General features: G+C 41.6%; 22 protein-coding genes and 1 other annotated feature. Of the genes, 5 read left to right on the top strand and 17 right to left on the bottom strand.

The genetic code is table 11. The features are described 5' to 3' along the window. Positions 1-42: 42 nt before the first annotated feature. Positions 43-228 carry a hypothetical protein gene (locus tag A5868_RS19555; RefSeq protein ID WP_441316136.1) on the top strand — a complete coding sequence of 62 codons (186 nt, stop codon included), beginning with the start codon at positions 43-45 and terminating at the stop codon, positions 226-228. Positions 229-914: 686 nt separating this feature from the next. Here A5868_RS19555 and A5868_RS12540 read toward each other — a convergent pair. Genes A5868_RS12540 through A5868_RS12550 form a run of 3 tightly spaced genes read right to left on the bottom strand, consistent with a single transcriptional unit; the run spans position 915 to position 2,575 of the window. Next, the gene (locus A5868_RS12540) at positions 915-1,781 is read right to left on the bottom strand and encodes a LysM peptidoglycan-binding domain-containing protein (RefSeq protein WP_086303282.1); all 867 of its coding nucleotides are present in this window, start codon (positions 1,779-1,781) and stop codon (positions 915-917) included. Between the two features lie 27 nt (positions 1,782-1,808). After that, the gene (locus A5868_RS12545; protein WP_086303281.1) at positions 1,809-2,369 is read right to left on the bottom strand and encodes a hypothetical protein; all 561 of its coding nucleotides are present in this window, start codon (positions 2,367-2,369) and stop codon (positions 1,809-1,811) included. Next, on the bottom strand, positions 2,369-2,575 hold the full coding sequence (locus A5868_RS12550; protein ID WP_086303280.1) for a hypothetical protein: 207 nt from the start codon (positions 2,573-2,575) through the stop codon (positions 2,369-2,371). Before A5868_RS12550 ends, A5868_RS12545 begins: the two co-directional genes overlap by 1 nt. A gap of 304 nt (positions 2,576-2,879) precedes the next feature. Here A5868_RS12550 and A5868_RS12555 point away from each other — a divergent pair, with 304 nt between their 5' ends. After that, positions 2,880-3,236 carry a helix-turn-helix domain-containing protein gene (locus A5868_RS12555; RefSeq protein WP_086303279.1) on the top strand — a complete coding sequence of 119 codons (357 nt, stop codon included), beginning with the start codon at positions 2,880-2,882 and terminating at the stop codon, positions 3,234-3,236. Positions 3,237-4,519: 1,283 nt separating this feature from the next. Here A5868_RS12555 and A5868_RS19045 read toward each other — a convergent pair. The 11 genes from A5868_RS19045 to A5868_RS12610 all read right to left on the bottom strand — a co-directional run bounded on the left by A5868_RS19045 (position 4,520) and on the right by A5868_RS12610 (position 15,883). After that, entirely contained in the window at positions 4,520-4,690 is a 171-nt protein-coding gene (locus A5868_RS19045; protein WP_176281277.1) for a hypothetical protein, read from the bottom strand. 694 nt (positions 4,691-5,384) lie between these two features. Further along, entirely contained in the window at positions 5,385-6,614 is a 1,230-nt protein-coding gene (locus tag A5868_RS12565; RefSeq protein ID WP_086303277.1) for an MFS transporter, read from the bottom strand. Between the two features lie 112 nt (positions 6,615-6,726). Beyond that, positions 6,727-7,896 (bottom strand): glycoside hydrolase family 3 protein, encoded by a 1,170-nt coding sequence (locus A5868_RS12570; protein WP_086303276.1) that lies wholly within the window; start codon positions 7,894-7,896, stop codon positions 6,727-6,729. A 170-nt stretch (positions 7,897-8,066) separates the two neighbouring features. Next, entirely contained in the window at positions 8,067-8,780 is a 714-nt protein-coding gene (locus A5868_RS12575) for a helix-turn-helix domain-containing protein (protein WP_010779728.1), read from the bottom strand. A 170-nt stretch (positions 8,781-8,950) separates the two neighbouring features. Further along, entirely contained in the window at positions 8,951-9,562 is a 612-nt protein-coding gene (locus tag A5868_RS12580; RefSeq protein WP_086303275.1) for a hypothetical protein, read from the bottom strand. A gap of 104 nt (positions 9,563-9,666) precedes the next feature. Beyond that, on the bottom strand, positions 9,667-10,608 hold the full coding sequence (trhO, locus tag A5868_RS12585; protein WP_086303274.1) for an oxygen-dependent tRNA uridine(34) hydroxylase TrhO: 942 nt from the start codon (positions 10,606-10,608) through the stop codon (positions 9,667-9,669). 209 nt (positions 10,609-10,817) lie between these two features. Then, on the bottom strand, positions 10,818-11,924 hold the full coding sequence (locus tag A5868_RS12590) for a 5-methyltetrahydropteroyltriglutamate--homocysteine S-methyltransferase (protein WP_086303273.1): 1,107 nt from the start codon (positions 11,922-11,924) through the stop codon (positions 10,818-10,820). A gap of 52 nt (positions 11,925-11,976) precedes the next feature. Next, positions 11,977-12,223 (bottom strand) — a binding site (T-box leader). 99 nt (positions 12,224-12,322) lie between these two features. After that, complete coding sequence (locus A5868_RS12595) at positions 12,323-13,504, bottom strand: DUF3089 domain-containing protein (protein ID WP_010779719.1); 1,182 nt, start codon at positions 13,502-13,504, stop codon at positions 12,323-12,325. 171 nt (positions 13,505-13,675) lie between these two features. Beyond that, complete coding sequence (gene rsmA, locus A5868_RS12600) at positions 13,676-14,554, bottom strand: 16S rRNA (adenine(1518)-N(6)/adenine(1519)-N(6))-dimethyltransferase RsmA (protein ID WP_086303272.1); 879 nt, start codon at positions 14,552-14,554, stop codon at positions 13,676-13,678. Beyond that, on the bottom strand, positions 14,551-15,114 hold the full coding sequence (gene rnmV, locus A5868_RS12605; protein WP_010779717.1) for a ribonuclease M5: 564 nt from the start codon (positions 15,112-15,114) through the stop codon (positions 14,551-14,553). Before rnmV ends, rsmA begins: the two co-directional genes overlap by 4 nt. Further along, positions 15,107-15,883, bottom strand: a complete 777-nt coding sequence (locus A5868_RS12610) for a TatD family hydrolase (RefSeq protein ID WP_086303271.1) — start codon at positions 15,881-15,883, stop codon at positions 15,107-15,109. The genes rnmV and A5868_RS12610 overlap by 8 nt, the downstream gene beginning before the upstream one ends. Before the next feature lie 255 nt (positions 15,884-16,138). Between A5868_RS12610 and A5868_RS12615 the strand changes: the two genes are divergently transcribed. Beyond that, positions 16,139-16,735 (top strand): hypothetical protein, encoded by a 597-nt coding sequence (locus A5868_RS12615; protein WP_086303270.1) that lies wholly within the window; start codon positions 16,139-16,141, stop codon positions 16,733-16,735. A 436-nt stretch (positions 16,736-17,171) separates the two neighbouring features. On the opposite strand, the gene A5868_RS12625 is transcribed toward A5868_RS12615, so the two are convergent. The 3 genes from A5868_RS12625 to A5868_RS12635 all read right to left on the bottom strand — a co-directional run bounded on the left by A5868_RS12625 (position 17,172) and on the right by A5868_RS12635 (position 24,378). Next, the gene (locus A5868_RS12625) at positions 17,172-18,665 is read right to left on the bottom strand and encodes a helix-turn-helix domain-containing protein (protein WP_086303269.1); all 1,494 of its coding nucleotides are present in this window, start codon (positions 18,663-18,665) and stop codon (positions 17,172-17,174) included. Positions 18,666-19,254: 589 nt separating this feature from the next. After that, complete coding sequence (locus tag A5868_RS12630) at positions 19,255-22,500, bottom strand: SpaA isopeptide-forming pilin-related protein (protein ID WP_176281276.1); 3,246 nt, start codon at positions 22,498-22,500, stop codon at positions 19,255-19,257. 417 nt (positions 22,501-22,917) lie between these two features. Next, positions 22,918-24,378, bottom strand: coding sequence for an NAD-dependent succinate-semialdehyde dehydrogenase (locus A5868_RS12635; RefSeq protein WP_086303267.1), 1,461 nt, complete (start codon positions 24,376-24,378; stop codon positions 22,918-22,920). A gap of 313 nt (positions 24,379-24,691) precedes the next feature. Between A5868_RS12635 and A5868_RS12640 the strand changes: the two genes are divergently transcribed. Then, positions 24,692-25,651 (top strand): hypothetical protein, encoded by a 960-nt coding sequence (locus tag A5868_RS12640; protein ID WP_086303266.1) that lies wholly within the window; start codon positions 24,692-24,694, stop codon positions 25,649-25,651. A gap of 209 nt (positions 25,652-25,860) precedes the next feature. Continuing rightward, entirely contained in the window at positions 25,861-26,055 is a 195-nt protein-coding gene (locus tag A5868_RS12645) for a hypothetical protein (RefSeq protein WP_086303265.1), read from the top strand. Positions 26,056-26,062: the final 7 nt, after the last annotated feature.

A 26,062-nucleotide genomic window follows, 5' to 3' on the forward strand; every position in this document is an offset into this window, starting at 1 on the left:
TTAATTCAAGTAAGAATTACTTTAACAAGAGGTGCTTTTTAAATGGGAATTCGAGTGGTTTACTCGATTCAAATCGAAGAAATGGCTATACAAATGAAACAAGAGAACATTCTTGTAAAAATTATCACGAAAGAGTTAGGTATTAAAAACAAAACACAAATCGAAACGTGGAAGCGTTGGTATCGTGATGATGAGAAGCATCGACTGGTTCAACAAGACGGAAAATAATATGCAGAAATATCACTGGAATTGTCGTGTAAAAATGAAGATACACAGTACGTGGAACAAAATTATAAAGTTGTCTAAAATAAGTTGAATAAACAATTTACTTCAGAAACGTCTTCAGATATTACTTATCTTCCTTTTGGTCAAAAACAATTGTATTTGACCTACATCATAGACCTGTACAACGGCAAAATTATCACCTACACGATCGGTGATAAGCAAGATACGGCGTTTATTATAGATACACTTAATCAGTTGTTAGAAACAACGGATGTCTCTTGCACAGTGATTAAGGTCCTGTTTCCACTTCTTTTGACTACCAGAACAAAACAAAAACAAAAGGCATCACTATGAGTATATCCAATAAAGGAACACTTTCAGATAATGCCTGCATCGAATCGTTCCATGCCTCACTACAGTCTAAAATGCTCTAATTAGATTAGCTTAGATATGAGCTTACATATATTGTAATAAAAATAGTGAAAGAATACATCACTTATTATAATGAAGATCAAAATCAACAAAACTAGGTTAACAATCACCAATTAACTATCAGAAATCAGCATCCTAGATAAACGGGATGTCAACTAAACTGTTGCAGGTCCCTTCTTTTATTAGTGTTTCATTATTTTAGGTCAGTTCCTTTATTCTAATAACTATTTTTATTCTTTTAGATAAAAAATTTTTTATTAAACTTCCCACGTCATTACACCATATGATCCTGCGATTCCTTGCATCAATAATTGATCAGCGTAGTTATCAATGAATGTTGTTGCTTCTGCCTCAGTCTTAAATAATTGACTTCCACGTACGATGTTTTTAGAAATATCATCACCATCATAGGCTGTAAACCAAACAGTGTATTTGATTTGTGGTTCCACTGGTTGTTCTGGTTGCGTTGGTGTTTCGGGCTGTGTTGGAGTCTCGGGTTGAACTGGTTTTGTTGGCTGTTCAGGCTGAGATGGCGTCGATGGTTTTGTTGGAGCTTCTGGTGTTGCCGGCTGTTCAGGCGTTGTTACCGGCTGCTCTGTTTGTCCGCCCCCTACGTTAGTTGTATTGTCTACAGTTGGTGATTGTTTCTCTGGAGCTAGCTGCTCAGCATGTTCAACTGATTGGCCTGCTGGTTGATTCGGAACTACTTTATCTGATTCTCGAATCTTTTGCTTATCTGTTATTTCCCCACTAGAATCTTGAACAGTGACCCTATTTCCTTCAAAGATCATCTTATTTCCTGCATAAATTAAATTGTAGTCACCAATACCATTTAATGAAGCTAATTTTTCCATTGTTAAGTTCGTTGCTTGAGAAATCCCACTTAATGTATCCCCCCAAATGATCGTGTATTCACTTTTTCCTGCAACATCCTTTTTAATCTGTTCGATTGATCGCGGTTCCCATTTACCATCTGTTTCAGATGCTTGAATGTTCTGTCCTCCTATTAAGAAAACACTACTTAAAAGTACCGTTCCGAATAAAGATACATATTCGATTTTTTTCTTAATACTTCTTCCACACTGAACTGCTTTACTGTTTTTACTATGTTTTCCCATTTTCATTTTCTCTCCCTCTTACCTATACTAGATCTAGTTCTTTTCACGATAGTCTGAAGTAACCACTCGAATCTTTGGTTTTTTGGTTCCGTTTTTCAATTTCTCATTGGTCTTTTTGTAATGATCAATCTTCATTTTAGAAAATGCCGCTTGATTTTGTAGTTTCTCCAAAATCCTATTATGAAAAATGAGTCTTTGTTCAAGTTCATGAATTTTATGTTGTAACAATCGTTTTTCAATTCCTGTCAGGCTTTCACAGTTCTCTTGACAGCTTTCACAAACCGTGCAAAGTTCTTTGTCAATCACTGTTTGCGATACTGTGTAACCTCCACACCATTCACAGGTCATTTCACTAGCAAGCTCACTCTCATACAAAATATTCTGTACCTCTGAGGTCAGTTTTTCAGTATTTGTATCGAGAGAAATCGCTAGAATTCCGTTCTTTTTCTCCACTCCAGAAATAGAATAACCTAATGCAAGTAGTTCTTTTTCAGCCTTCACTAAAATCGAATACCAGCCACATCCGATTTGATACCCATAGCGCATTAACGCCATGTATTGCAAATTATTGTAATTAATTGTATGTTCTGACATCAGCTATCCTCCCGATCATATTTTCCTGCTTTTAGTTCCGCCAAAAGAATCTGGATCTTTTCAATTTGAGGTCTTCCCGGTTTTGTCCCATCCACTATCTCTTTCGCATACACCGCAGATATTCCTAATTTTTTTGCTAGCCACCTACGACTTTTGTTTTTTAACATTAATTGTATTTTGATGTCTTCGATCAATTGTTGTGACATTAGAAAACCTGCCCTTTCTTAATAGATTTGTAAGCTAACATAATTAGCTATTTTTCGTTGACACTTTGTATCCAATAAGATACTATTTACTCGTAGTTAAATAAGCATCGAACTATCCCTATTAGTTTAACAGTTCTTAGTTTGGCGACGTCGAATTGTTTTCTATTTTTTAGGTCTTTTTTTTGTTGCTTGTTAGCTTATTAAATTAGCTTACGAAATCAATATAATCTAATTAGATACTTTTGTCAACAACAAAAGTATCATATTTTATAATTATATTTCGTAATCTATTAGGAGGAGAAATATGACGACCTTTGATAAGATTAAAGAATTGGCTCAAAAAAGAGGGCAAAATCCGAAACAAATAGCTTTAGAATTAGGTTTAGGAGAAAATCTCTTTTATAAATGGAAGAAAAGTAGCCCTACTGCCGATAAATTAACACTAGTTGCCGAATATTTTCATGTTTCAACAGATTATCTTTTAGGTCGAACAAACAACCCAATCGTAAATGACGCAGAAATTCCAAAAGAATTTGATATTAGTGATGATACGATTACTGTGACATATGAAGGAAAAATTCTATCTGAGTCAGAAAGACAAGTGGTTCTTGCTGCTGCTCGTGCACTGGTTGAACAACGAAACAAAAATAATGAAGAATAATGGTAGACTTAATAAGTCTAAATTTTCGGTGCTAAACTAGTTTCTTTTTCCCTCCCACTCAATCTTCTTCATAAATAAGAAAATATTTTCGCAAAAAATCTACTAACGGTCCTACGAGTAAGTATCTCACAGTGTGTTCAAAAACTTTTAATTGAGAAGATATCAGCCGTGAATTTTATTCACCCTCAAATTTATTATCTGTTGTGTTTTTTTCAAAAGCCTTTGTCTGAAGGCTTTTTTTATTGTTCTTTCTACAATGAATTTAGTCAATACGAGAATGTTCATTAATGTGAGTAAAAGATATGCCTATTTTCTTGCAGATAGTGAGTATAATTATCGTTTCAAAAAATAGGTCTTGAAACATAGATATACCAATCCTATATTCAAAAAACAGATTAAATAAATCTAGTGCTTAACCGGATACATCTCCTATCAAACTAGATATGTTTACTAGTGATTTAAATAAATCTACTATGAAACTGGATAATTCTACTTCGATAATGGGTATAGGTTTTCACGTAATTAACAATTTTGACTCAATAATCTACAGATTTTTAACAAGTTGATAGTCGTATTATTCAAACAATAGGGTATGATAGATCAAACTATTCTTTATAGATATACCAATTTAAAAGTAAGATAATTTTTCAAATTTATAAATTATCAACTATAATAGATATACCAATGTCACACTCTAAAAAAGATCGAGCAAATCTAGTATATAACTAGATAAATCTCCTATCAAACTGGATAATTTTTCCAATAATTAAAAGCAATCTACTATGAAACTAGATAAATCTACCTCGAAACTAGATATATTTTTTTGTATGATTAATCACTTAACTTAGATAATGTATAGTTTATTAGTAAGTTGATATTCAGCTTATTGAAACTATGGTCATATACAGACTAGCTTATTTTTCAAATATATACCAATTAAGCAACAAAATGTTCAATAGTTTAACACAGTCAAATTTCCTTTTTTTCTTGCGAATATGGCTAAAACAGAACGCAATCGTATCGATGAATGGTTCGCATCATTTTCAGTGAATTTATGAAAAAATGAATGAATCAAAAAAAGTTCAAAAGATTGATATGTTAAACCTCTGAACTCTTAATAAGCCATGACAACATTCCCTCAATGTTTAAAGACACCAGTGCGGATATTTATCAGTTCGGCTTTTTTATCTATTCTTATGCTACTTCAGTAATTTTCTCGACTGACTCTACTTGAAAATCGCATTTTAAGATTAATGTACAACTAGCAACTACAAGTGTTCCGACTACAGCTCTAGAACATAGCCTAATGGATTTTTTACTACGCCTGGAATCGGCAGAATTAAGATTCCGTCATAAACTACAGTCGTTCCTGTATTGAAATAACCAATGATCGCATCGTATGCTGAAGTTAGAACTACTCGTTTCACGTTGTCGTCCCATGCCGCTTTCATCACATAAAAGGATCCACTGACTTCTAGTCAATCGTTTATCTTTCATATTTAAAGTTCAGCAATGGTATTGGTGAACTTTAAATATGAAAGACATACGGCAAACCTTCCATTGCTTTATCAAAATTCTCTACGTTGAGTAATCTGTTTCAACAAAAGAAAGATAAGCAAGATTGTCGACGCCACTTGCACGAACAATCTTATAGATCCCATTAATTTTATCAAGAAACGGACCGTAGCACGTACTGTGTAATCTTTTCCCAGTAATTGAATGATGATATTTGAAGCATTATAACCACTGCCACCTGTTATTAAAATCAAATTTTTTTCACGATGAATTTCTCTTTTTCTATCGTTACACTTGTAATCTTTATAAGGTTATATTGGAATAGACCCACACAGAATTCAAGAGGTGCGCACGCATCTGTGAAAGAAAAAAGAAAATCTGTAATGGCGGCTATTGATTATTCGCCGAGTCTTCAATGAAAACATGGCTCATTTTAATCATAGTCTGCCGTTTTTCAATGACATCGAAAAGCCACAAAAACACTACTACATCAAATTCATAAGTGACGGCATCTAAAATATTTGACGCAAATGGTCGATCAATGAACAAAAAGAATCGATAGATATTATTCATCAATTATTATCTATTCTTCAGAATTCGACATTGTAGGCGTTAAAAAAATCAGCAAGCGAATTAACCCGCTTGCTGATTTTTTATTTCTTTTACTCGGTAGTAAAAGAATAAACACAAAAGACTAAAGAATAGCGTTAAGATCCCTGAGATCAAAAACCATTTCGCGATCCCCATTTTTTCTGATAAGGGACCCGCCAGCAATAAGCCGATCGGCATCGCCCCGGACATCACACTTCCAAAAAGTGAGAAGACGCGTCCAAGTTTTTCAGGAACGACCGTTTCCTGCAAGTAGGAGGTGAAGGGAATGTTGTAGAGATTTCCAACGGCACCCATCAGCATACAGAAAAAGACAAACATCCAATAGCCGGTCACGTTTGCCGGCGCCAATCCGCTGCCGATAAATGTGATTGCCAGCCCGACATTCGACAATTGCGCGATCACTAATTTTTCACGCCACTCTTTCTTCAGACCGATCAAAAAGGCACTGACCATCATGCCCACCGCATAACAAAATTCCACCACGCTCGCATAGCCTGCGGACAAATCAAAGTGAACATTCGTCATCAAAGGAAATAAGATCCCTAAAGGCAAGTAAAAAATCATGACGAAAAACGAGAAGAACATGACCACCATCAACGGTGGATTTTCTTTAAACACATTGAGTCCATCCTTCAATTCCTTCAAATAATGATGCATGCTTTCTTCCGTTCGCGGAATCGTCGGAACCTCTACGATCCACAAAGTCAGACAGGCAACGACCGCGCCGATCAGATCCGTCAATAGGATCAGCCACAACGGCATCGCAGCAAACATCATCGCTCCCAGAACAGGTCCCAGCATGAAGGCCCCCGACTGTAGAAACTGGTTCCAGCTATTCGCTTTGACCAGCTCCTCCTCCGGCACTAACAGAGGCACGATGGCTTGGATGGAGGGCGTGTGGAAGACGTTTGCTAAAGACCGCAGGAACAACGCGGCGATCACGACTAGATAGCCGGGGTTGCCGAACAGAAACCAAAGGGACAATCCCATCGCCACCAGCCCCATGAACAAATCGGCAAAAATCACCACATACTTTCGCTTCAGCCGATCTAGCCAGACTCCGACGAATGGCCTCAAGAACAGTTGCGGCAAATACGAAGACAGACCCGCGACAGATAGCATGATCGCCGATTTCGATTCATTGGTCAGCCACCAGATCAAGGCGAATTGAACGGCGGAGCTTCCGATCAGAGAGACCGTTTGTCCAGATAAAATCGTTAAATAGTTTTTTCTCCATTGTTGTTTTTCCATAATAGCTCCTTTGTTTGCCGTTTGAACAAACAAGAAGTTCGTCAAACGTTGATTATTTGGCGATTCGATTATTTCTCAAACGCATGGATGCGCACATTGCAATTCCTCCTTTTTAGTTGAGCAGTCCTAATTCCGCTTTCCATGTCAGCAGACGCTTCACGGATTGGTCTAATTCTTCCTCACTGTATGTCCCTTTTTTGATTGCTTCCAAAATATACGGGATCTGTGTACCGTAACTGGATGACAAAATCATATCATTGCCTGCCTGCAGCGCCTGAAGCCCTGCTTCCTCCTGCGAGATAAAGTCCGCCAAACCCGCCATATCCATATCATCTGTCATGATGACCCCTGTAAAGCCCAGCTCATTGCGGATGACATCGTGGACAGGTTTGGAGATCGACGCAGGTCGGTTGCCGTCGATGGCTTTTACTATGTTGTGGGAAACCATGATGCTGTCGGCTCCGGCTTTGATCCCTGCTTCAAAGGGCAGAAAATCATTTTTTCGCAAATCCTCTATTGAACGGTCATCCGTGACGATCTCCACATGAGAGTCACGATTGTTCCCATATCCGGGAAAATGCTTCAAGGTCGAACCGATTTTTTGTTTTTTCATTTCTTCGACGCTTATCTTCACATAATGACTCGTCCCTGCGGCATCCATGCCGATCGTCCGATCATAAATAAAGGATTGCGGGTCAGTCGATACGTCTGCATCGGGAAACATGCCTAGCTGGATGCCTAGTTCGCGAAACACTTGTGCTTTGCGATCACTATCTTTTATGATACCATCCCAGCCCTCTTTTTGGTATAACGCTTGCGGGCTTTCAAAAGCTGGCGAGACGATTTGGTTGCGGCTCAAACGGCTGACGTTTCCGCCCTCTTCGTCCGAACCAATGAATAAAGGCACCTTGCTGGACTCTTGGTAGCTTTCGATCGTTTGTTTGATGTCGCTTTGTCCTTTGCCTTGCATGTCGCGATCAAATAATAGATAGCCGCCTAAATGAAATTTTTGGATATCTGCCACTTGGTTCTCCTCAGGCACACGTGCCATGAAAAGCTGTCCGACTTTTTCTTCCAACGTCATATCAGCCATTGTTTTTTCCACTTTTTTCTCCATTTTATCTTTCACCGTTGCTTTTTCGGTCGTCTTTGTTGTCGTTTCAGTTGTTTGCGTGGATTTGTTTGTTGACGCGGTGGACTGTTCCTTCGTTCCATTGCCGCACGCAGTGAAAAGAAATGCCGCGGACACCATCATCAAACCAATCAAAAAATTTTTTTTCACGGTTCTTGCTCCTTCTAATCGGTTCCTAAATTGTTATTTTGTCATTCGTTAAAACCCGTAGCCTCAACGTACAGTACATTCTAGCATAGCTTGTGAAATTTGAGCACCAATTCAAATTGGCCTAAAAAAATGCTGAGAAAAAGCAGGATCACTTTTCCTCAGCATGGCGTTTATTTGTTGTGGACTGCGATATCTTTTCGTACGCGATACCCTTTGCCCCAGATGGTTTGGATGATTTCTTGATCGACTTCCAGCATTTCCAACTTTAATTTGATGTTTTTGACTAATGAAGAAAGTTGGGCTAGTCGAGATTGTGACACGTTGCCCCACAAGGTCATACATAACTCATCGCGAGAGACGATCTCGCCTGGGCAGCTGCGCAATTTCTCTAGCACTTGCAGCTCAAGCGATGACAGATTGATCAATGTCATTGCTGAGATTCCTTGCTCGCCTTCACTTGCATCAGGCCCATCACATTTTTCGGCTGCAGCAGGTTCAAACGCTTTGCCGTGATACTGAGCAGCGACCTCTGCTAACTGTTCTCGCAGTATTTCGATCGACTCACTGTTTTGGACCGCGCCGCTTACGCCAAGCTTGTAAAGAGCAGCGCGCTCTTCCTCACTGATCGCATGATCCACTTCCCGTAGAATGCTATGATCCTGTTCTGTCAGATTCGGCAGCATCAGCTCCATCTCGTAGCTTGAAATGGTCTCACCAATGACGATGATCGGGAAATAATGCACCAGATCAGACACTCGTCCTTCTATTTGAATTTCATTCAAAATACTAGTGGAACAAAAGACTTCGTAATTTAAATGTTGTAATTTATTGATTATTATTTCTTCTGCTAAGATATTCTTTGTCAAAACTAAAACTCGTACCATTTATTTAACCTCATTTTCTACTCAATTATGACTATGAATAGAATATAACTTAATTCTAAGGAAATAAAAGCTCTTTTTTTAGATGATACAAATTAAATTTATGAACATTCTACATTTTTTCTTTTTTTTAATTTGGAATAAAGAAAAAAAACCGTGAGTATTCTCACGGCTTAAGCGACGACCTTGTTCAATTTCTTTTCCTGTTTGACCGCCTTCTCAAAGATCGGTAAGTTGAATTGCTTGTACAGCGCGCCTGCAACGAAGTAGGCGATGTTAAAATCGACTAGGCTGTGGACCAATCCGCCTACCCCCATCAAGACAAAGACCGTGTACAGATATCCTTGTGAATAAAAGGTATCCGGCATATTTCCCATAAAATAAAAGGCGGATACAACGAGCATCTCTGCCGCCGCATGGATCACACCGATGATCAGGTTAAATAATTGGAAACGGCCATTTGCCAAGGTAAATTTTCCATTTTTCAATACAAGCTCGGGATGCTTTTGTAAATAGCTCGCCCCGATAAACGCAAAGATCAGATGGGAGAGCGCCCGCAGTGCGATGATCGGCGTGGTGGAGATAAAGAAGCCGAACGCGGTCCCTAACACGACCGCCACCGCAACAAAGGGTGAAAAGAACATCGCAATAAAGACAGGAACATGACTGGCCAAAGTGAATGATGCCGGGCCTATTACGATCTTGGGCATGATCATAGGGATCAAGATCCCCATACCGATCAGCAAGGCTGAAATCGTCATATGTTTAACAGAATGAGTTTTCATTGTATCCTCCTATACGTGTCAAGATACTTAATTCGTACTTTAGTGTAGTCCAAATACGACTATGTGTCAAGACAGTAGCGGTGAGAATTTTTTGAAAAATTTCACTATTTTTCTATCAGTGCCACGCGTGCATCCCGTTCTTCTGGGGTGATGTGATGTTTTTTTAGATAGCGGTTGTCTGATTTTTTAGCACATGCAATCGAACATGCCCCCAAATATTTTTCTTCGTTTTCTTCAGAAACCAACATTTGGCGATTGCATTCTGGGTTGCTGCAATTGATGTAGCGTTCACACGGGGTCCCATCGAACCATTCTTTCCCGATGACTTTCTTGTCGACCTGATTGATCTCGACACTGATTCGTTCATCAAAGACATACATTTTTCCGTCCCAAAGCTCCCCTTGTGTGGCTTCGTCTTTCCCATAAGCCGCGATGCCCCCATGAAGCTGTGCAACATCTTCAAAGCCTTCTCGCAACAACCAGCCAGAGAATTTCTCACAGCGAATGCCGCCGGTACAATAGGTGACGATTTTTTTATCCATAAACTGTTCCTTGTTCTCACGAATCCATTCTGGCAGCTCGCGGAAATTATGGATCTCTGGACGGATCGCTCCACGAAAATGTCCTAAGTCGTATTCATAATCATTGCGGGCATCTATAACGACGGTGTCCTCCGCTAACAATGCCTCACGAAAGGCTTGAGGTTCCAAGTAATTTCCAGTCATTTGACGTGGATCAATGTCCTCTTCTAAATTCAGTGCAACGAGTTCTGTCCGTGGACGAACAAAAAGCTTTTTGAAGGCGTGGCCTTCGCTTTCGTCGCTTTTAAAATATGTGTCCTTGAATCGTTCATCCGCCAGCATGGCTGCCATGTACTGCTCGGTCGCTTCTTTTGTTCCAGAGAGCGTGCCGTTGATCCCTTCTGGTGCAACAAGAATGCGCCCCTTGATGTCGAGTGCGCGACAAAAGGCCAGATGTTCCTTAGCAAATGCTTCAGGGTCTTCGATTGTTGTGTAATTATAGTAAAGTAATACGCGATAATCCATGATGATTCCTCCTGTTTCTGTATCCTTTACTACTATAGGAGATGAAAAGTGTTTTTTCTAACTTGATGCTTGTGGAATACTTTACAAATTCAGCGGTCGGCTTAAAAAGCAAAAAAACACCTGCGAGAAAGACGCGCAGGTGTTGCTTTTAGATTTTTTGAAAATTTTTTAATAAACGTTAGTCCCTGTCCTGTTTTGCAGGTTATTGGTTACTTCTCTGTCCAGACTTCTTTTGCTGTCTCGATCACTAATTGTAATTTTGCCCACTGGTCTTCTTCCGTAACCTTATTTCCTTCTTGCGTTGACGAAAAGCCGCATTGCGGGCTTAAACAAAGCTGTGTCAAAGGAACATACTGTATCGCTTCTTTGATCCGTGCTTTTAAAACGTCCTTGTCTTCCAATTTCGGTGTTTTCGTAGTAACTAAACCTAAAACGATCCGCTGTTCTCGAATATTTTTCAAGGGTTCAAAGCTGCCGGAGCGCTCATCATCGAATTCTAAGAAGAAGCCGTCGAATGCGGTGATGGCTAATAATCGTTCAGCGATTTTATCGTAAGAGCCGTTGTACAACCAATGGGACTGGAAATTTCCTTTGCAGAAATGAAATGTTATCGCTAAGTCAGCGGGTTTAGCCGCCAAAACAGCCTCGGTAATATCGCCGAACTCTTGGATCAAGTCATCGGGGTCGTATCCGTTGTTGGTGATCAGACCGCGGAAACGTTCATCGAATAACCCGCCCCAGCTCGTATCGTCCAGTTGCAGATACCGACAGCCAGCATCATAAAATGCTTGGATCGCTGCTTGATAGGTCGTGATCAAATCTTGAATGAAGGCCGCTTTATCCTCATAGACAGGATTTTCATGATACTGCTTTGATAAAATAAATGAATCGAGGTAGATCATATTCGGTCCAGGAATGGTTTGTTTCGCGGTCACCTCTCCAGCCTGCTCCTTTGTAAATTTAAAATGACTTAAAAAGGGATGCGTCGAGTCAAAGGAAAGCGGGCCGCTGACATACGTCCCTTGCGCCTCTGTAGTCACGCCAAAAGCTGTTGTTTCAAAATCATACACCGTGATTCCCTTCAAACCGGCGATAAAATCCAAATGCCACCAGCGACGACGAAACTCCCCATCTGTTACTGCCTGCAACCCAAGCTCTTTTTGTTTTTGGATTACTTTGATGATTTCTTCATTCTCGACTTTCGTCAATGCCTCCTTCGTGATCGTTCCTTGTTTGAATGCTTCCCGCGCGTCCTTCAATCTTGCAGGACGCAATAAACTGCCCACCTGATCAAAACGAAATGGAATAGTGCTCATAAAATCCTCTCCTTTTCAAATAAAATAAAAACCCTTAGATAGCATGATGCTATCTAAGGGCATAGTTGATATACGTTACCACCTTTGATTTGCAGCGACCTCACAGTCGGCTGCCTCGACAAGTACCCCATGTTTGACTGGGAGACTCTTGTTGTTTAACGGAACATCCCGTACCTTCTTAATTAGTCAGAAGGTCCACTCAAAAGCCATTTTCAAAACCATTCGTTTCCATCTCTTTTCAGCTGCCGAGACTCTCTGTGGGAAGGGATCGTTTCTACTTTCTTTCTCATCGTGTTTTAATATGATTGTAAATTAAGGATAGCGGGCAAAAGGCTGTTTGTCAAATTCTTTTTACAAAAAAACGGCCTCTCGATGTGATCGAAAGGTCGTTTTGCCGCTTATTGCGCCGTTTGTTGATTTGGATCAACTGTTTGCGGGTCTTGCTGCGCCGGTTGCTGGTTGGCATCCGGTGTAGGTGTTTGAGTTGTTTGCTGCGGATGTGTAGCAAAATATTGTGCTTCACGGTTTTCAGCATTTTGCTGCAGGTTGTAATAATAGAAACTGATGTCATTGTTCATGTACGAGCCTGCTGGATAAAGTTTTCGTGTGCTTTCCGGCATTTCATATTTTGCTTTGTCGACTGTGGAGGAAACGACGAGGCCGCGAGTGCCATCTACTGTCGCATCCGCAAGGTTCATCACTTTAGCATAGTCGCCGTTGTCATTGCGAACATAAGAGCCTAGATTTTCGTTTGCGGTCGCTGGCGTCCCATCGGTTCTCCAATTGATCGGATTGATGGCTAAGGCGCCTTCGTCCCAGGTTGGTAATTGTCCGTTAAAGTCTGGAGCAACGGTATTGTAGGAAACAACGACACCGGTATCATCCGGGCCTGTCGCAAATTTGACCTGCGGATTGTCTGTCATTTCTTGTTGAGTGACCGATTGACCCAGTACATACGCGGCGATCATGCGGTCGCTTACGCCAGGATGCTGTTTGAAATAATCATACATGATCGCTTTGATCATGCGGGCACCTTGCGAGTGTCCAACTAAAATGAAAGGACGGTTGTTGTTTTCGTGTTTGATATAGTAGTCAAAAGCGGCGATGACGTCTGCTTTTGGAATCCCATCAACATACTCATTTTGTTCACTTTTTTGTTTTGAATACAACCAGTTGGCATCTAATTGACGATAGTAAGGTGCGAAAATATTGCCGCTCGTGTCAAAGGCAGATCCTTGCGTCGCTAGAAATACTTGTGCGCCCGCACGCATCGTTGCGTTGTCGATTTTAGCAACTGGTGAGGCATTGCTGTCTTTTTGTGCGTAAGCTGTCGGATACAACATGAAAACATCTGCTTGGCTGGTAATATCCGTTGGTTTTGACAACCAGTTATCCGCATCACTGTAGTCGCTGGCTTTGATCGTTTCGCCCGCTTTTTCTGGTTCTTTTGCTTTGATGCTCGCTTTGCGTGTTTCTTGTTTAGGTGAAGCTTCTTCGTTTCCGCTGAATGTCGTATATGCGTAATAGCCGCCTGCACCCAGAACGAATACCACTAATAGTCCAATGATCAATTTTTTCATTGTGTCCTCCAAAAATACAAATTTATGTTCTCTATTATAGGTGAGTGGAGTTTTGTTTGACAAATTTACTGTGGATTTAATGAAAAAATAAAAAGAAAGCAACCACTCTTTCGCTTTGTAATCTAAGGTTATCGGAAAAAACCTGTGACACATTGCTGTCACAGGTCTTGCTTACTTATTCGCTTCCAGCGCATTCGACAATCTGGCAAACTCTTCCAGCGAGAGTGTTTCGCCTCGTCGCTTCGGATCAATTTCCGCTTGCTGCAGGCTGGTTTCTAGCCACGCTTTGGTCGCGTCGTCTTTGCCGTAAGTATTTAATAGATTGTTCCATAGCGTTTTGCGACGCAAAATGAAGGCCGACTTTGTTAACTTGAAGAATTCTCTTTCATTCGTTACTTCTACCGCTGGTGTTTTGCGGCGAACCAGCCGCAAGATCGCCGAATCGACGTTGGGCTGCGGAATGAAGACGGTCTTCGGTACAATGAAGGCTGTCGTTGCTTCCATATAATATTGGACTGCAATGGACAAGGACCCGTAGGCTTTGGTGCCTGGTTTTGCGGAGATGCGATCCGCGACCTCCCGTTGCATCATGACCACCATCTCATCGACAGCCAGTTCGGATTCCAAGATGTGCATCATGATCGGCGTCGTGATGTAATACGGTAGATTCGCCACGACTTTGATAGGCCCAGCTTGGTCAAAATACGCCGTTTCTTTTTTCAAATCGACTTTTAAAATGTCGTTATGGACGACACGGATGTTGTCATAAGGACTTAGCGTATCTGCTAAAACAGGGATCAGACGGTCATCGATCTCAAACGCGAGAACTTGATGTGCCGCGCGGGCCAAGTGTTCAGTCAATGCGCCGATTCCCGGTCCGACTTCGATCACGTTGGTGTGCTTGTCGATCTCGGCAGTGGCGACGATTTTTTGTAAAATATTGGGTTCGGTCAAAAAGTTCTGACCCAAGCTCTTTTTAAAGGAGAAGCCGTGCGTTTGCAGGATTTCTCGTGTTCGAGAAGGCGTTGCGATATCTTTGTGTTCGTTCAAGAAGTTTCCTCTACTTTCCTCATTGCCTCGTGTAGTTGTGCTTCGGTGATCCGAAACATCGTTAATCGTTTTTCTAATTGTTTGGCATTCGTATAGCCGATCTTCAGTTCGTCCCCTAAACGTTCTCGACGCTCACGGGCTTGAGCTCCCGCTATTAAACCATACTCCAAGAGTGTTTGTCTAGCTATTTTGGGCTCGTTGCTCTCCGCTGGCGTCACGACTTTGTGAAGGGCGTCAATGATTGCTTCATCACTGGCGTGCTCGACACCAAGACTTGCCCCGCGTTTTTGCGGAGCCGCCATTCGCCGGGACAAAAAGGCGTGCTGGGCATCGGGGATCGCTTCCATGATTGTCTTGCGGATCTTCTCGCCGGAAAAATCAGGATCGGTAAAAACGATCACGCCTCGTGTTGCCTGTGCATGCTCGATTTGTTCTAAAATCGCTTCATTAATGGCAGACCCTCGCGTCTCGATGGTATCGACATCGAAGACTTCCTTTAATCGCTTCGTATCATCCTTGCCTTCAACAACGATGATTTCTTCAATCTTTTCTTTAGTCATCGGCAGTGATCCTAAACAGGCGATGGGCATTTTGCGTCGTTTGATGTGCGACTTCCTCCATCGGCAAATTGCGCAATTCCGCGATTTTCTCCACCACGTAACGAGTGTAGCCTGGTTCATTGCGTTTGCCGCGGTACGGCATTGGCGCAAGGTACGGCGCGTCGGTCTCGACCAATAATTTATCCATTGGCACCACTGTCGCTGCTTCTTGAACATCCAGGGCTTTCTTAAAGGAAACCACACCTGAAAAAGAAACGTGCATCCCTAAATCTAAGAAGCGCTCCGCCCATTCACCGCTGCCGCTGAAGCTGTGCATGATCCCGCCGATGTCGCGAATGTCTTCCTCTTTCAAAATCTTGTACGTATCCTCCAACGCTTCACGCGTGTGGATACTGATGGGCAGATTCATTTCCTTGGCGATCGCGATCTGACGACGAAACACCTTGTCTTGAACTTCTTTTGGATCTTCCATCCAGTGATAATCCAACCCGATCTCGCCCAATGCCACCACTTTCGGCAGTGTCATTTTTTTGATCAAGTCTTCTTCGATGACTTTCGTGTAGCTGCCCGCTTCTGTCGGGTGCCAGCCAATGATGGAATAGATCCCTTCATATTGCTGGTTCAGCTCTAAACTTTTCTCGATCGTCGGCGTATCAAAGCCGACAACAGCCATCTCCGTCACACCAAGCGCTTTCGCCCGTTCGACGGTTTCCGGGATCTCATTTTCAAATTGTTCCGCATTCAAATGCGTATGAGAATCAAAAATCATGTTCCTCTCCTCCAACTGTTAACAATAAAACGCTCGACGCTGCGAAAGCCTCAAACGTTGTTGTACGATTCTTTTTACTACTTGCTCACTCAAGTAGAACTGTCCCTACAATAGCACAAATCTCAAATTTTCTCATTCCTTATGAAAATCCGTCGAAAGTCGGATGTTTCTCCTCGGCTTTCTCTCTATACTAGGCACTAAGGATCGATACACGGACAATACGTGTCTATCGACGATTTAGAAAGAGGGGATCGTATGCCTAATTTTCAACAAGATTTTCCAAATGCTGCACGTTACCTGAAGCAACGGTATCCTGATAAGGAAGCCGTGAGCAGTTTTTGGCATTGGGCCACTTTGGCGTTGTTCGCTATTTTATGTATCGCGACCATTAAACAGCAATTATTACTGATCGGTGCCTTGATCCTTGTCGCAGCCTTACTCAAAGGACCGGGAATTTTACTTTTCGGCGCGCTTTATTCCTTTTTAGTCAGCCTGTTCCCGCCAATCGGGATCGTTTTATCGGCACTGTTTTTCCTATTCAACCTGCGCTTATTGACCAAAAGCTGGCGTGTGAACTTGGTGACGTCTCTGTTCTACTTGTATCCGTTGGGCTTGAGTCTGCTCCGCTACTTTACCCATTGGGATGCTTCGTGGCAGATCGGACTAGAATTGTTGCCGGGATTATTGCTCCTTCATTTTGTCATGATGCAGGTTTATTATTTCCATCCAAGTGCCCGCCAAGTGGCCTGGACGGTTTTAGCTACACCTTTTGAATTGATCTCGCTAGTCTTACCTAAGCGCTTCAAAAAGCCGTTTCGGACGACTAGCATTCTTAATCGACCAAAACGCTGAACAAAAAAATATCCTTCCTGAAGAATTGTCTTCGTGAAGGATTTTTTTCTTTCAGCGAAGGCCCTCTGGTAAAATAAACGTGTAGCTGTTCGTCAGAAACCCTTAGTTGATTGGAGGAGGGAACCTCATGATCGCAAAATACGAGTTGCCAGCAGATGAAGAACGATTGGCCCAATCCTTTGAGGAATTAGGCCGCAATTTTTTTGACAAAGTCGACGCCAGGAATTTCACCCACGCTTAGCTTACAAGATCTTGGATCAGTTGACAGCCCCTCGACAGACACTTCAGGAGACCATGTATACTGTAAAACCGAAAAAAATCCTTCGATCGTAAAAAACAGGCGGCGAGAAAATCAATCGATTTTCTCACTGCCTATTTTTCTGGGGATGATCAGATCTTCTAACCCTTGACCTTTCTGGGGCAGCAATGGACCCTTTCAACCAGCCAGTTTACTAATGAGCTGTTGTAGTTGAAAGACATCCTGATTCGTCAGGAATGGGTCGATCACCACTGTTGGATACTCCTCCGGTACTTCTTCGACACTGCTCGATGTGATCAGTGCGTCATATTTTTCCAGCTCGGAACGATTGATGTTCACGTTGCTGAGTTTCTTTTCGACATAATGGACCTCAAAATTTCCGTAGATTTGATTTTCGATTTGATTGCCTAAGAAAAATTCTTCGGTCGGCGACAGCTCAGACAACAGCAGCAACTTCAATGGGCGGTCACAGCTTGCTAAGAGCGTCAAGCTTTGCGGCACCATCGTGATCAGGATGTACACGTAGTTCCAGATAAAGTCTTCTTCCTGATACATCTGATAGCGTCTGACAAAATACTCCACGATCTTCTTCACCTTTTTCACCGCCTGATCATGGGTCTCCGATAATTTTTCAAGGAAGATCCGCCGCTGACGGAACAGGATCTCGATCAATTGACCAGTAGGCTCATAGATCCGATGCTCATTCATCAAAACGACCGCCAATTCCTGCTTCTTCCCGTTGCCTAATGAGAAATTCAGCAGACTGTCGAATTCCTCCACCAGCTCCAAATGACGGTAATAATACTCCGCGTAGGTGTCCTCTTTTTTCAATGCGCTGTGGAGCTGCCCTTTGCCTGCCACCACCACATCGCCATAGGACAGCCAGAGACAGTCCTTGATTTTATCCGAAGACAGCTTCACGCGGAAAACTTCCATCGCCATTCGCTTGAAGGCATCCAATAGCTGTCTCTCCGGCAGCATCAAATCACTGTCCAGCTCGGCTTTTGGATAAAAATGACCATTCTTGATCCGCCACAAGCTGATGTACATGTTGTACCCGAGCCGCTTCCGCGAGATAAAGTTGTCCTCCAATTTATTTACTTGAATGAATTGATTTACCAGCTCTGTGATCGCCTTGATCTGAAATTCCTTCAAATCCCGATACAGCGAATCCAGACGGTCTGATTTTTCGATGAAGTAGCGGTAATACATGTGACGGATCACGCTCTCCTTGCCTTCAAGACGCAACGGCCGATACTGCAAGGTGACGCCTGATTTGGTCAAGACGCTCTCGAGCTTTTTGAGATTCCGTTGTGTTTTGGACGGACTCAAAAAGAGCTTTTTCGATAAATCAATGATGTTTTCGCATTCTTCATACAGCAGCTCTTCGATGATCTGAAACTCTGGTGACTGCTGGATCGTGTCGGCATACAACCGGTTGATGCTGACATGCGATTTGATCTGCAACTGGTAAAGTCCTTTATATTTTACGATTCGAAAGGCGTCTTGCTGACTATTGATCAGCTTGACATCCTTTAATAAAACCGACAACGAGCATTCCAACTCCTCTAATAACTGGTCACTGGATAGACCGACCCGACAGGCGTATAGTATCTCCACTAAACGCAGATGTCGGAGGTTACTAACCCCTAATATCTCTCTAAAATCCACACTTTCACCCTCTTTTTTAACTCCTCTGTGTACCCCACAAACAGTAACTAAAACATTCTCGTCATTTGCGTATGAAGCAAAACCCCTTCAGCTTCACACATGCGTCATTTAGTAAAACTCTTATTGCCTGCGCCTTTGATTGCGCGACCACCCCCTTCGTATCAAGCGAGTGACAAAAGAAAAAGCCAAACAATAAAAGGAACTCGCTTATTGCTTCGGTTTATCCGTTGTCTCACTGTATATTCATGGTAACTGATATAATGCATTTCTGCTTTTCACCCCTTTTAAAAAAAGGCTGTTATCTTAAATTAGATTGTATTTGTTCTAAAGAGGAATATTTTAAAATCATTCGTTATTTAACTCACTTTCTAAATTTAAAATAAAATTTTTTAGAAACTAATAGTTGAATTTTTTTTGTTTTGTTTGAATAATTGATACTTAAATAAACCAAAAAACTAAATAAACTATTTTGGCGTCTAATTCCAAGGAAGATATTGTTAAAATAGTTATCTTATCTATTTTCTGTCTTTATCGTTTTGTGTTTTAACAAAAAAAGACAGCACTCGAGGCATTTCGAGTGCTATCTTCTTTATTCTCTTGTTGATTTATCAGGATGGTATTTTTTCTCAATGATGTATAAGTAGCTCATCAGGGATATACCAATCATTATGCAAGCTATGACGATGATATAACGAGGCGCCACCCCTCTGCCCCCTGTACTTGGCAAGACACCATCTGGTCTATTTTTGACTGTCATCTCGATCTTGTTCTCACTTAATGAAGAAGTCCACGTAACCATAGCATTGTTAGTGATTTTCACTGAACCGTCTGGCATGATCGTAATGATCACTGAGTCAGACATCCCGACATATCCCTTCGGCGCTTTTTCCTCTGTCAAGGTGTAAGCTCCCGGTTGCATATCCGTAAACGTAAATGTTGAACCAGTTGAAAGCTCTTTATTATAGCCATTAGGACCAGTCAATTTGAAGGTGGCTCCATTGAGTGCCCGATTATTTTGATTTATCTTGGAAACAATCAGTTGGAAATCATTTAACTTATTCACAACCTTGTGTTGACTACCCTGCCCAACAACTTTCGCGGTCACGCCTGTACCCGCATCATTTTCTGTTACTTCAATAATAAAGGGAACCATCTCGCTATGACCCGCTGGAACATGACCCTCTTCAACCAAGTAACTGCCTATCGGTAAGCCCTCAATCTTCACAGTTCCGTCATTCGACGGTTCTAAATCGTTGACTACCATTTTTTCTACTAGACCATTTTTTGCTTGTCTGGTTACTTTGAATTTCGGTTTATTAGGTTCCTTAAAAGGGGTTTGACCGTCGTGGGAATATTTCTTAAAAGTATAATTTGTAGTCAGTAGTTTGTTTGTCATCGTAACTCGTTTAGACCCTAAACTGGCTTGTGTAAATGTCGCCGGATCATATGGAGCTGTCGCATAGCCCTTGACTCGATCTTTTTCGATTACGCGAAATTGTGACTCATTACCAAGCACAGAGTCAAACACTGCTTTCCAATCCGCATTCTTCGTAACATCCACTAGTTTTTCATCAACCCAGTTTGATCCGATCTTCTTCTGTAAGATTGCAGTTACTTTGTCAGAACGCAACCCCCAAAAATCCTCCTCAAGGTTTCGCGCATCTTCCCATTTCTTCTCCACAGAAACTTCAAAGTTTGGTCGATTATCCTTTGTCCGAACGGATGGAACAGCAAAATCTAAGACATCAGGCGAACGTTCAGGTGATGGTGCCAAGGTCGTCTTTCCATTAGCCTGATACCATTTTCCAGGAACAAAGTTTGAAGCGCCTGTCCGCAGCTTAACTTTATAATCAATCTGAATTTCCTGACCCTTGTATAGGTTTATGCCCTCCATATAGAGTCTGCGCCTATTGTCTTTCAGCTGAATATTCGGGACTTCAAAATCATTCCCACCCGCTACTCTTTTGACCTCTGGAGTATTTACTAAGTCTACCATATCTCCTAAAGTATCATTGAGTTGTCCTTTTGAGACACTGTGAGATATTTCTTTGTACCATTCATCAACATAATTATCAATATTTCCAAGATCCACATCTCGGAAAAAATAATCTTCTTGTCTATTAGAGTTTTCTGGTGCATTTGCCTTTTTACTGGCCATTAAGTACAACCCTTTAATCAACTCTGCACGAGTATGTGTTTCTCCTGTCGTTTTTTCAATATTAACAGCAATTGTATGGACTTCTGCTCCACCTTCTTTTATGTAGCGTGCCGTTGAATTAGTAGTAGTTATGTGGCTACGAAATGTAAATCCTGCATAGGTTTTAACAGTGGAAAATTTAGTCGTTAAGCGATTAGATGCTGACCCTAGTGCCTCACCTTCTTTATAACTATTATCACCATTTTTATCATCAAATTTTGTGACATATACTGGGTCATAAAACATTGTACTATCAGCCACAGCTGTCGAAGGTTTCCAGCTTTCCGTTGGTGCACCATCCGTTAGAAGCAAAATCATTTTTTTTCGATTGTATGTTTTACCTTCTAATTCATCATTTTTTTTGACATTATCAAATAAATCATTGGCTTGCATTAATCCTCGTTGTGTATGAGTAGCACCTAATGAATATTTAGCATAATAATCGTTACCATAAATTTTTTGCCAATTTGATGTATTATCCGAAATAGGCATAGTTGGATTAAATCCGTTTGAATCCCAGCTACTAAAAACTTGGGCACCTACACGGATGTTTGCTTTGCCAACACTTTTTAACTGTACCAATCCGTCAACCAGTTCTTTTACTACACTCACCATCTTACTTTTAAACGTATTTGTCGATTTAGAATTGTCTAATACTAACACAATATCCAATCCTGGCTCGTAATTTGTCTGCCCGCGAACGTTCAGTCGAATATCAAACTCATCCTCTTTGTCCGTTGCCATCGCCATCTTACGGATCGACAGACTAGCTTTATCCGCTACGTTTTCATTGTATCCATAATGGATATAAGAATTGGTCAAATTTTGACTTCCCGTACTCCATCCTGTATTGCCATCCCAACCACTTCGATTTTCTATCCCACCTTGGTGATTTAATACATTCTCTGAATTAGATGGCTTCCATGAATGAACAGGGATGGTTCCCATCTGTGTATCTTCTTCTGTGTACTCAGGATTTTTGTTTGTATATACTGCCATATTCCGAGCCAATCCGGGGATATCATTACGAGCGATCGCCCCTCTATTCGCTACTTGCTTGTTCTTTAACATTGGTCCAACAACTGAAGACGGTGTTATTTCTTTTACTTCTTTCATAGCACTGTCTTGCGATTCTCTTAATTTTTGCTTGTCCCAGACCAATTTACTGTTGACATTTTTAGGTAGAATATTTCTTTTTAATGTTTCTTTACCATCTTCATCTGTCAATTTTTCATCGATTTGGACGGTCATTATCAGTTCGGTTGTCTCTTTTGGTAATTCGACAGTTAGTTTTTTTTTCTTGGAAGAAGTATAATCTTTCTCCGCTAGCCAACCTTCTTCTTCCTCCATGCCTGCTGTTCGCGAATAATCGATTTCCTTATTATCACCATTAGCCAACTTTAGCTTGAGTCGTTGCTGGCGATCTTCTTTTGTCACTTGTCTATCCAATGTTAGATGCCACGTATTTTCGGACTCAGCTTCCTCAATATCATAAGCACAGGAAATCTTTAAATCATCTTGATTATAGAGTTCTACATCTTGCTCTTGGGCGTTCACAACAATTATTTTTGTGAAAATACCCGAGCAGCATGAAAAGAGCAGCATCAATAGTGCTATTATTCGCATTTTTTTATTCACCTTCATCACCTCCGTTATTTCTTTTCACAAAACTATTTTATCTGAAAAAGAAAAACTCTGTATTTCATGATTATAGTTGTGTCATTGTTTTTTTTTTTTTTATTCAAGGGGTAAAACATTGATTTTTTAATCAAAAAGGAAGTATTACATATGAACCCTCGTTATTTAATGCCTTTACTTTATCTTTTTTTGTTTTTTTGAGTATTTATAAACTAAATTTAATTTAAAGTTATTTGAATAATCTTTATTTCACGTAAATTAAGCAGAAAATAGTTCCTTTAACTACGCTTTTTTATTTTCTCTTTATTAGTTCCTAGATGATTGACAGTGTTACTTATGATGGATAACTACGTCGCTTTTTTCTAAACAACAAAAAGCGGCAGTTCTTGTGAACTACCGCTTTCTTACTATAGAAGTTTATTTCGCTGTACGAATGTTGACAAATTTCACTTCGACGTATTCTTCCACACCGTATGTGCCGTTCTCGCGACCAAAGCCAGAGTGCTTCACGCCGCCGAATGGGGTTGCGGAATTCGAAATATCCGTATCGTTCACACCCACCATCCCATATTGCAGCTTGTTGCTGACATTGTCGATGGTATGGATATTTGTCGCAAAGAAATACGAGGCCAATCCGAATTCTGTATCGTTCGCATCTTTGATGACTTCTTCTTCGTCTTCAAATGTGATCAATGGAATCACAGGACCAAAGGTTTCTTTATAGAAGATGTCCATTTCTTTCGTGACCCCGTCTAGGATCGTTGGCTCAAAGAAGTTCCCATTTGCGTACTCGCCGTCTTCCAGCTTGTGTCCGCCTGCTAAGACCTTCGCGCCTTTGTCCGTCGCATCCTTCAACTGCTCCACGACTTTTTCGACACCGTCTTTATTGATCAATGGGCCAACGGTCGTATCGTCTAAGCCATTGCCTACCGTTACTTCTTTGATTGCTTCCATTAAACGATTCGTCACGTCTTCTTTAATGTCTTTGTGGATAAAGATTCTATTTGGTGACGTGCAGACTTGCCCGTTGTTGATAAATTTAGTTTGGATCAGCGTATCCACCGCTCGTTCGATGTCCGCATCTGGGAAAATGATGTACGGTGCGTGTCCGCCTAATTCCATTGAAACATTCTTCAATGTAGGTGCTGCTTGTTCATTCAGCGTTTGCCCTACTTCAGTCGAACCTGTAAAGGTGATTTTTTGAACATCATCTGATTCTGACAATACTTGTCCGATCGTGGAGGAATCCCCCATCACGATATTCACGACGCCTTCAGGAAAGCCTGCCTTATCGAACAATTCCATCAACGCCAATGCAGAAAGCGGCGTGTCCTTTGATGGCTTTAAAATCACGGTACAGCCGGCAGCGATCGCCGGAGAAATTTTCCGAATGATCATATTTGACGGGAAGTTCCATGGGGTGATCGCGCCAACGACACCTACCGCTTGTTTGCGCACCTGCCATTGGTTCGTAGCTGGTGACGGAACGATCTCGCCAAGCACTCGCTGTCCTTCTGCCGCATTCCATCGCAGATTCTCCACGTTTGTTTGGATCTCACCTTTTGCTTGTGTTAAGGGTTTTCCTTGTTCCATCGTCATAATGGTCGCTAAACGATCCGCGTCTTCTTCCACGAGATCCGCCATTTTATTCATTAATTCAGCCCGTTCTGCCGCGGATTTACGTGTCCATTCAGGAAACGCCTTGTTCGCTGCTTCGATCGCTGTGTGCACTTCTTTTTCACCGCCGACATGAACCTCTGCCAAGGTTTCCCCCGTCGCAGGATTGGTCACGGGTTCCGTGCCTTCTGAGCCTTCCACCCATTTACCGTTAATATAGAGACGTGTTTCGACTGCTGGTAATCCTTGATGTTTTGCCATGTGTCTAATTTCCTCCTATTTTCTCATGTGTGGTAGTGGTTCTATTCCTTCGACAGCCTGATTTTCCCGCTGCCTACTACATGATTCACCGTAACACGGATAAAATCAAAGCTCAAAAAATCGGCTTGTTATAGAAAAAACTTAGAACAAACTGACTAAAAAGACGCGAGACCTAAAAAAAATTATGCAAAATTATTAATTTATTGAAAAAAGTAGGCAAACTCATGAAAGGGTTTTCGGTGTATGATAGCAGTATAGAAAAAACACTAATGAAAAAAAATCCAGCGATTACGCAGCCAAAGGAGAAGCCACTATGACCATCAAGCCACTAGAAAGAAGACAGCTTTTTACCATGAAAAGAACCAGCCTTGAAAAACGAGTGAATGCCTATTACGAAGAAAGCCAACACGCCGACAATGTCATTGAGTACGCAGTCGCGATTCTTGTCCGCAACAGTCTCACACTAGGCGGCTTCTCTATGATGTTTCCAGAGCTCATCCGCTCGATTTACCTAACTGCCAAACAATCAGATACTTTGCGCACCTTTCTGCCCTATTTCCGCAGCTACTTCCAGCCAAACGAGTGGGAATCCGTGTGCACGCGCCTGTTCACGGATAAAACACACTATCGCCAACTCACCAAAACAGCCGTTGCCGCCATCGACTATCTTGTCATCGATGCCCCAGAGCAGGAGCCCAGTGATCCTGGTGTCACCTATAATACCCACACCGTCTTTCGCACCAGCGCCGGAAGAAAACAGACATGGGTGCTGAAAAATACCGATCCGACAAAATCAACCGACGCACTCAGCGGCTTGATGACGATCCTGACCACCCTATCGATTTTTGAATCCAACGGGATCAATCGTTTCGCAGAATTTGTCGCGGGGGATACTTACGAAGTGAAACACCTCGGTCATTTTGGCGAGGAAAAGAAAGAACCTGCGGGCAAAGCTGCCAAAAAACCGTCAACGAAAAAAGCACCTGTACTCGTCAACAAAGCGGTCGATGCAACCCCTGCCCCAACAACAACCAACGTCAGGAAGAAAGAAGAAACCTATGACGCGCATCGGAAAAAACGCGCCCTTGAAAAAGCGACGCTGCCGCCATCGCCTCCTTCAAAGTCCTTCATAGGCAATTCAAGCAAGGAGCACCTGTATAAAATAGCCGACGTCCCAGCAAATCCATCAGTCTCTGTATCTGATCATGCCCCGCTCCCCGCATCGCCAGATAAAACCTTCTTTGACAAATTATTGCAGATGATCAAACTGTAACGTGCCCTTTTTCAATTTTTTAACTACCCCACGTTTATTTGTGCTGCTTAAAAATAGAAATCAGGAATATCCCTGGAGAAGGTACAATAAAAATAATAAACATTCCATGCACATACCTTACAAATAGACAGTAAATAAAAAGAGCATTTACTTTGTAACCGTTTTATTGTTATACTCTTCTCATAAATAAATAACTGAGGTGATTTAAGTTGAACTTCTTTTTTTATTGCGATACACCCACACGCACGAATGAACACTTGATCCATACGGATACTTGCGATTTCTTACCAGAAGTTTCTGAACGGAGTTTGATCGGAAAGGCCACGACCTATGAAGACGCCTTGAGCATCGCCAAAACAGAAGCTCCGGACAAACATTTTTCCTCCTGTAAAGAGTGTTGCTGATTGACCA

This window comes from Enterococcus sp. 12F9_DIV0723, from assembly GCF_002174375.1.
Classification (GTDB): Bacteria; Bacillota; Bacilli; order Lactobacillales; family Enterococcaceae; genus Enterococcus_A; species Enterococcus_A gilvus.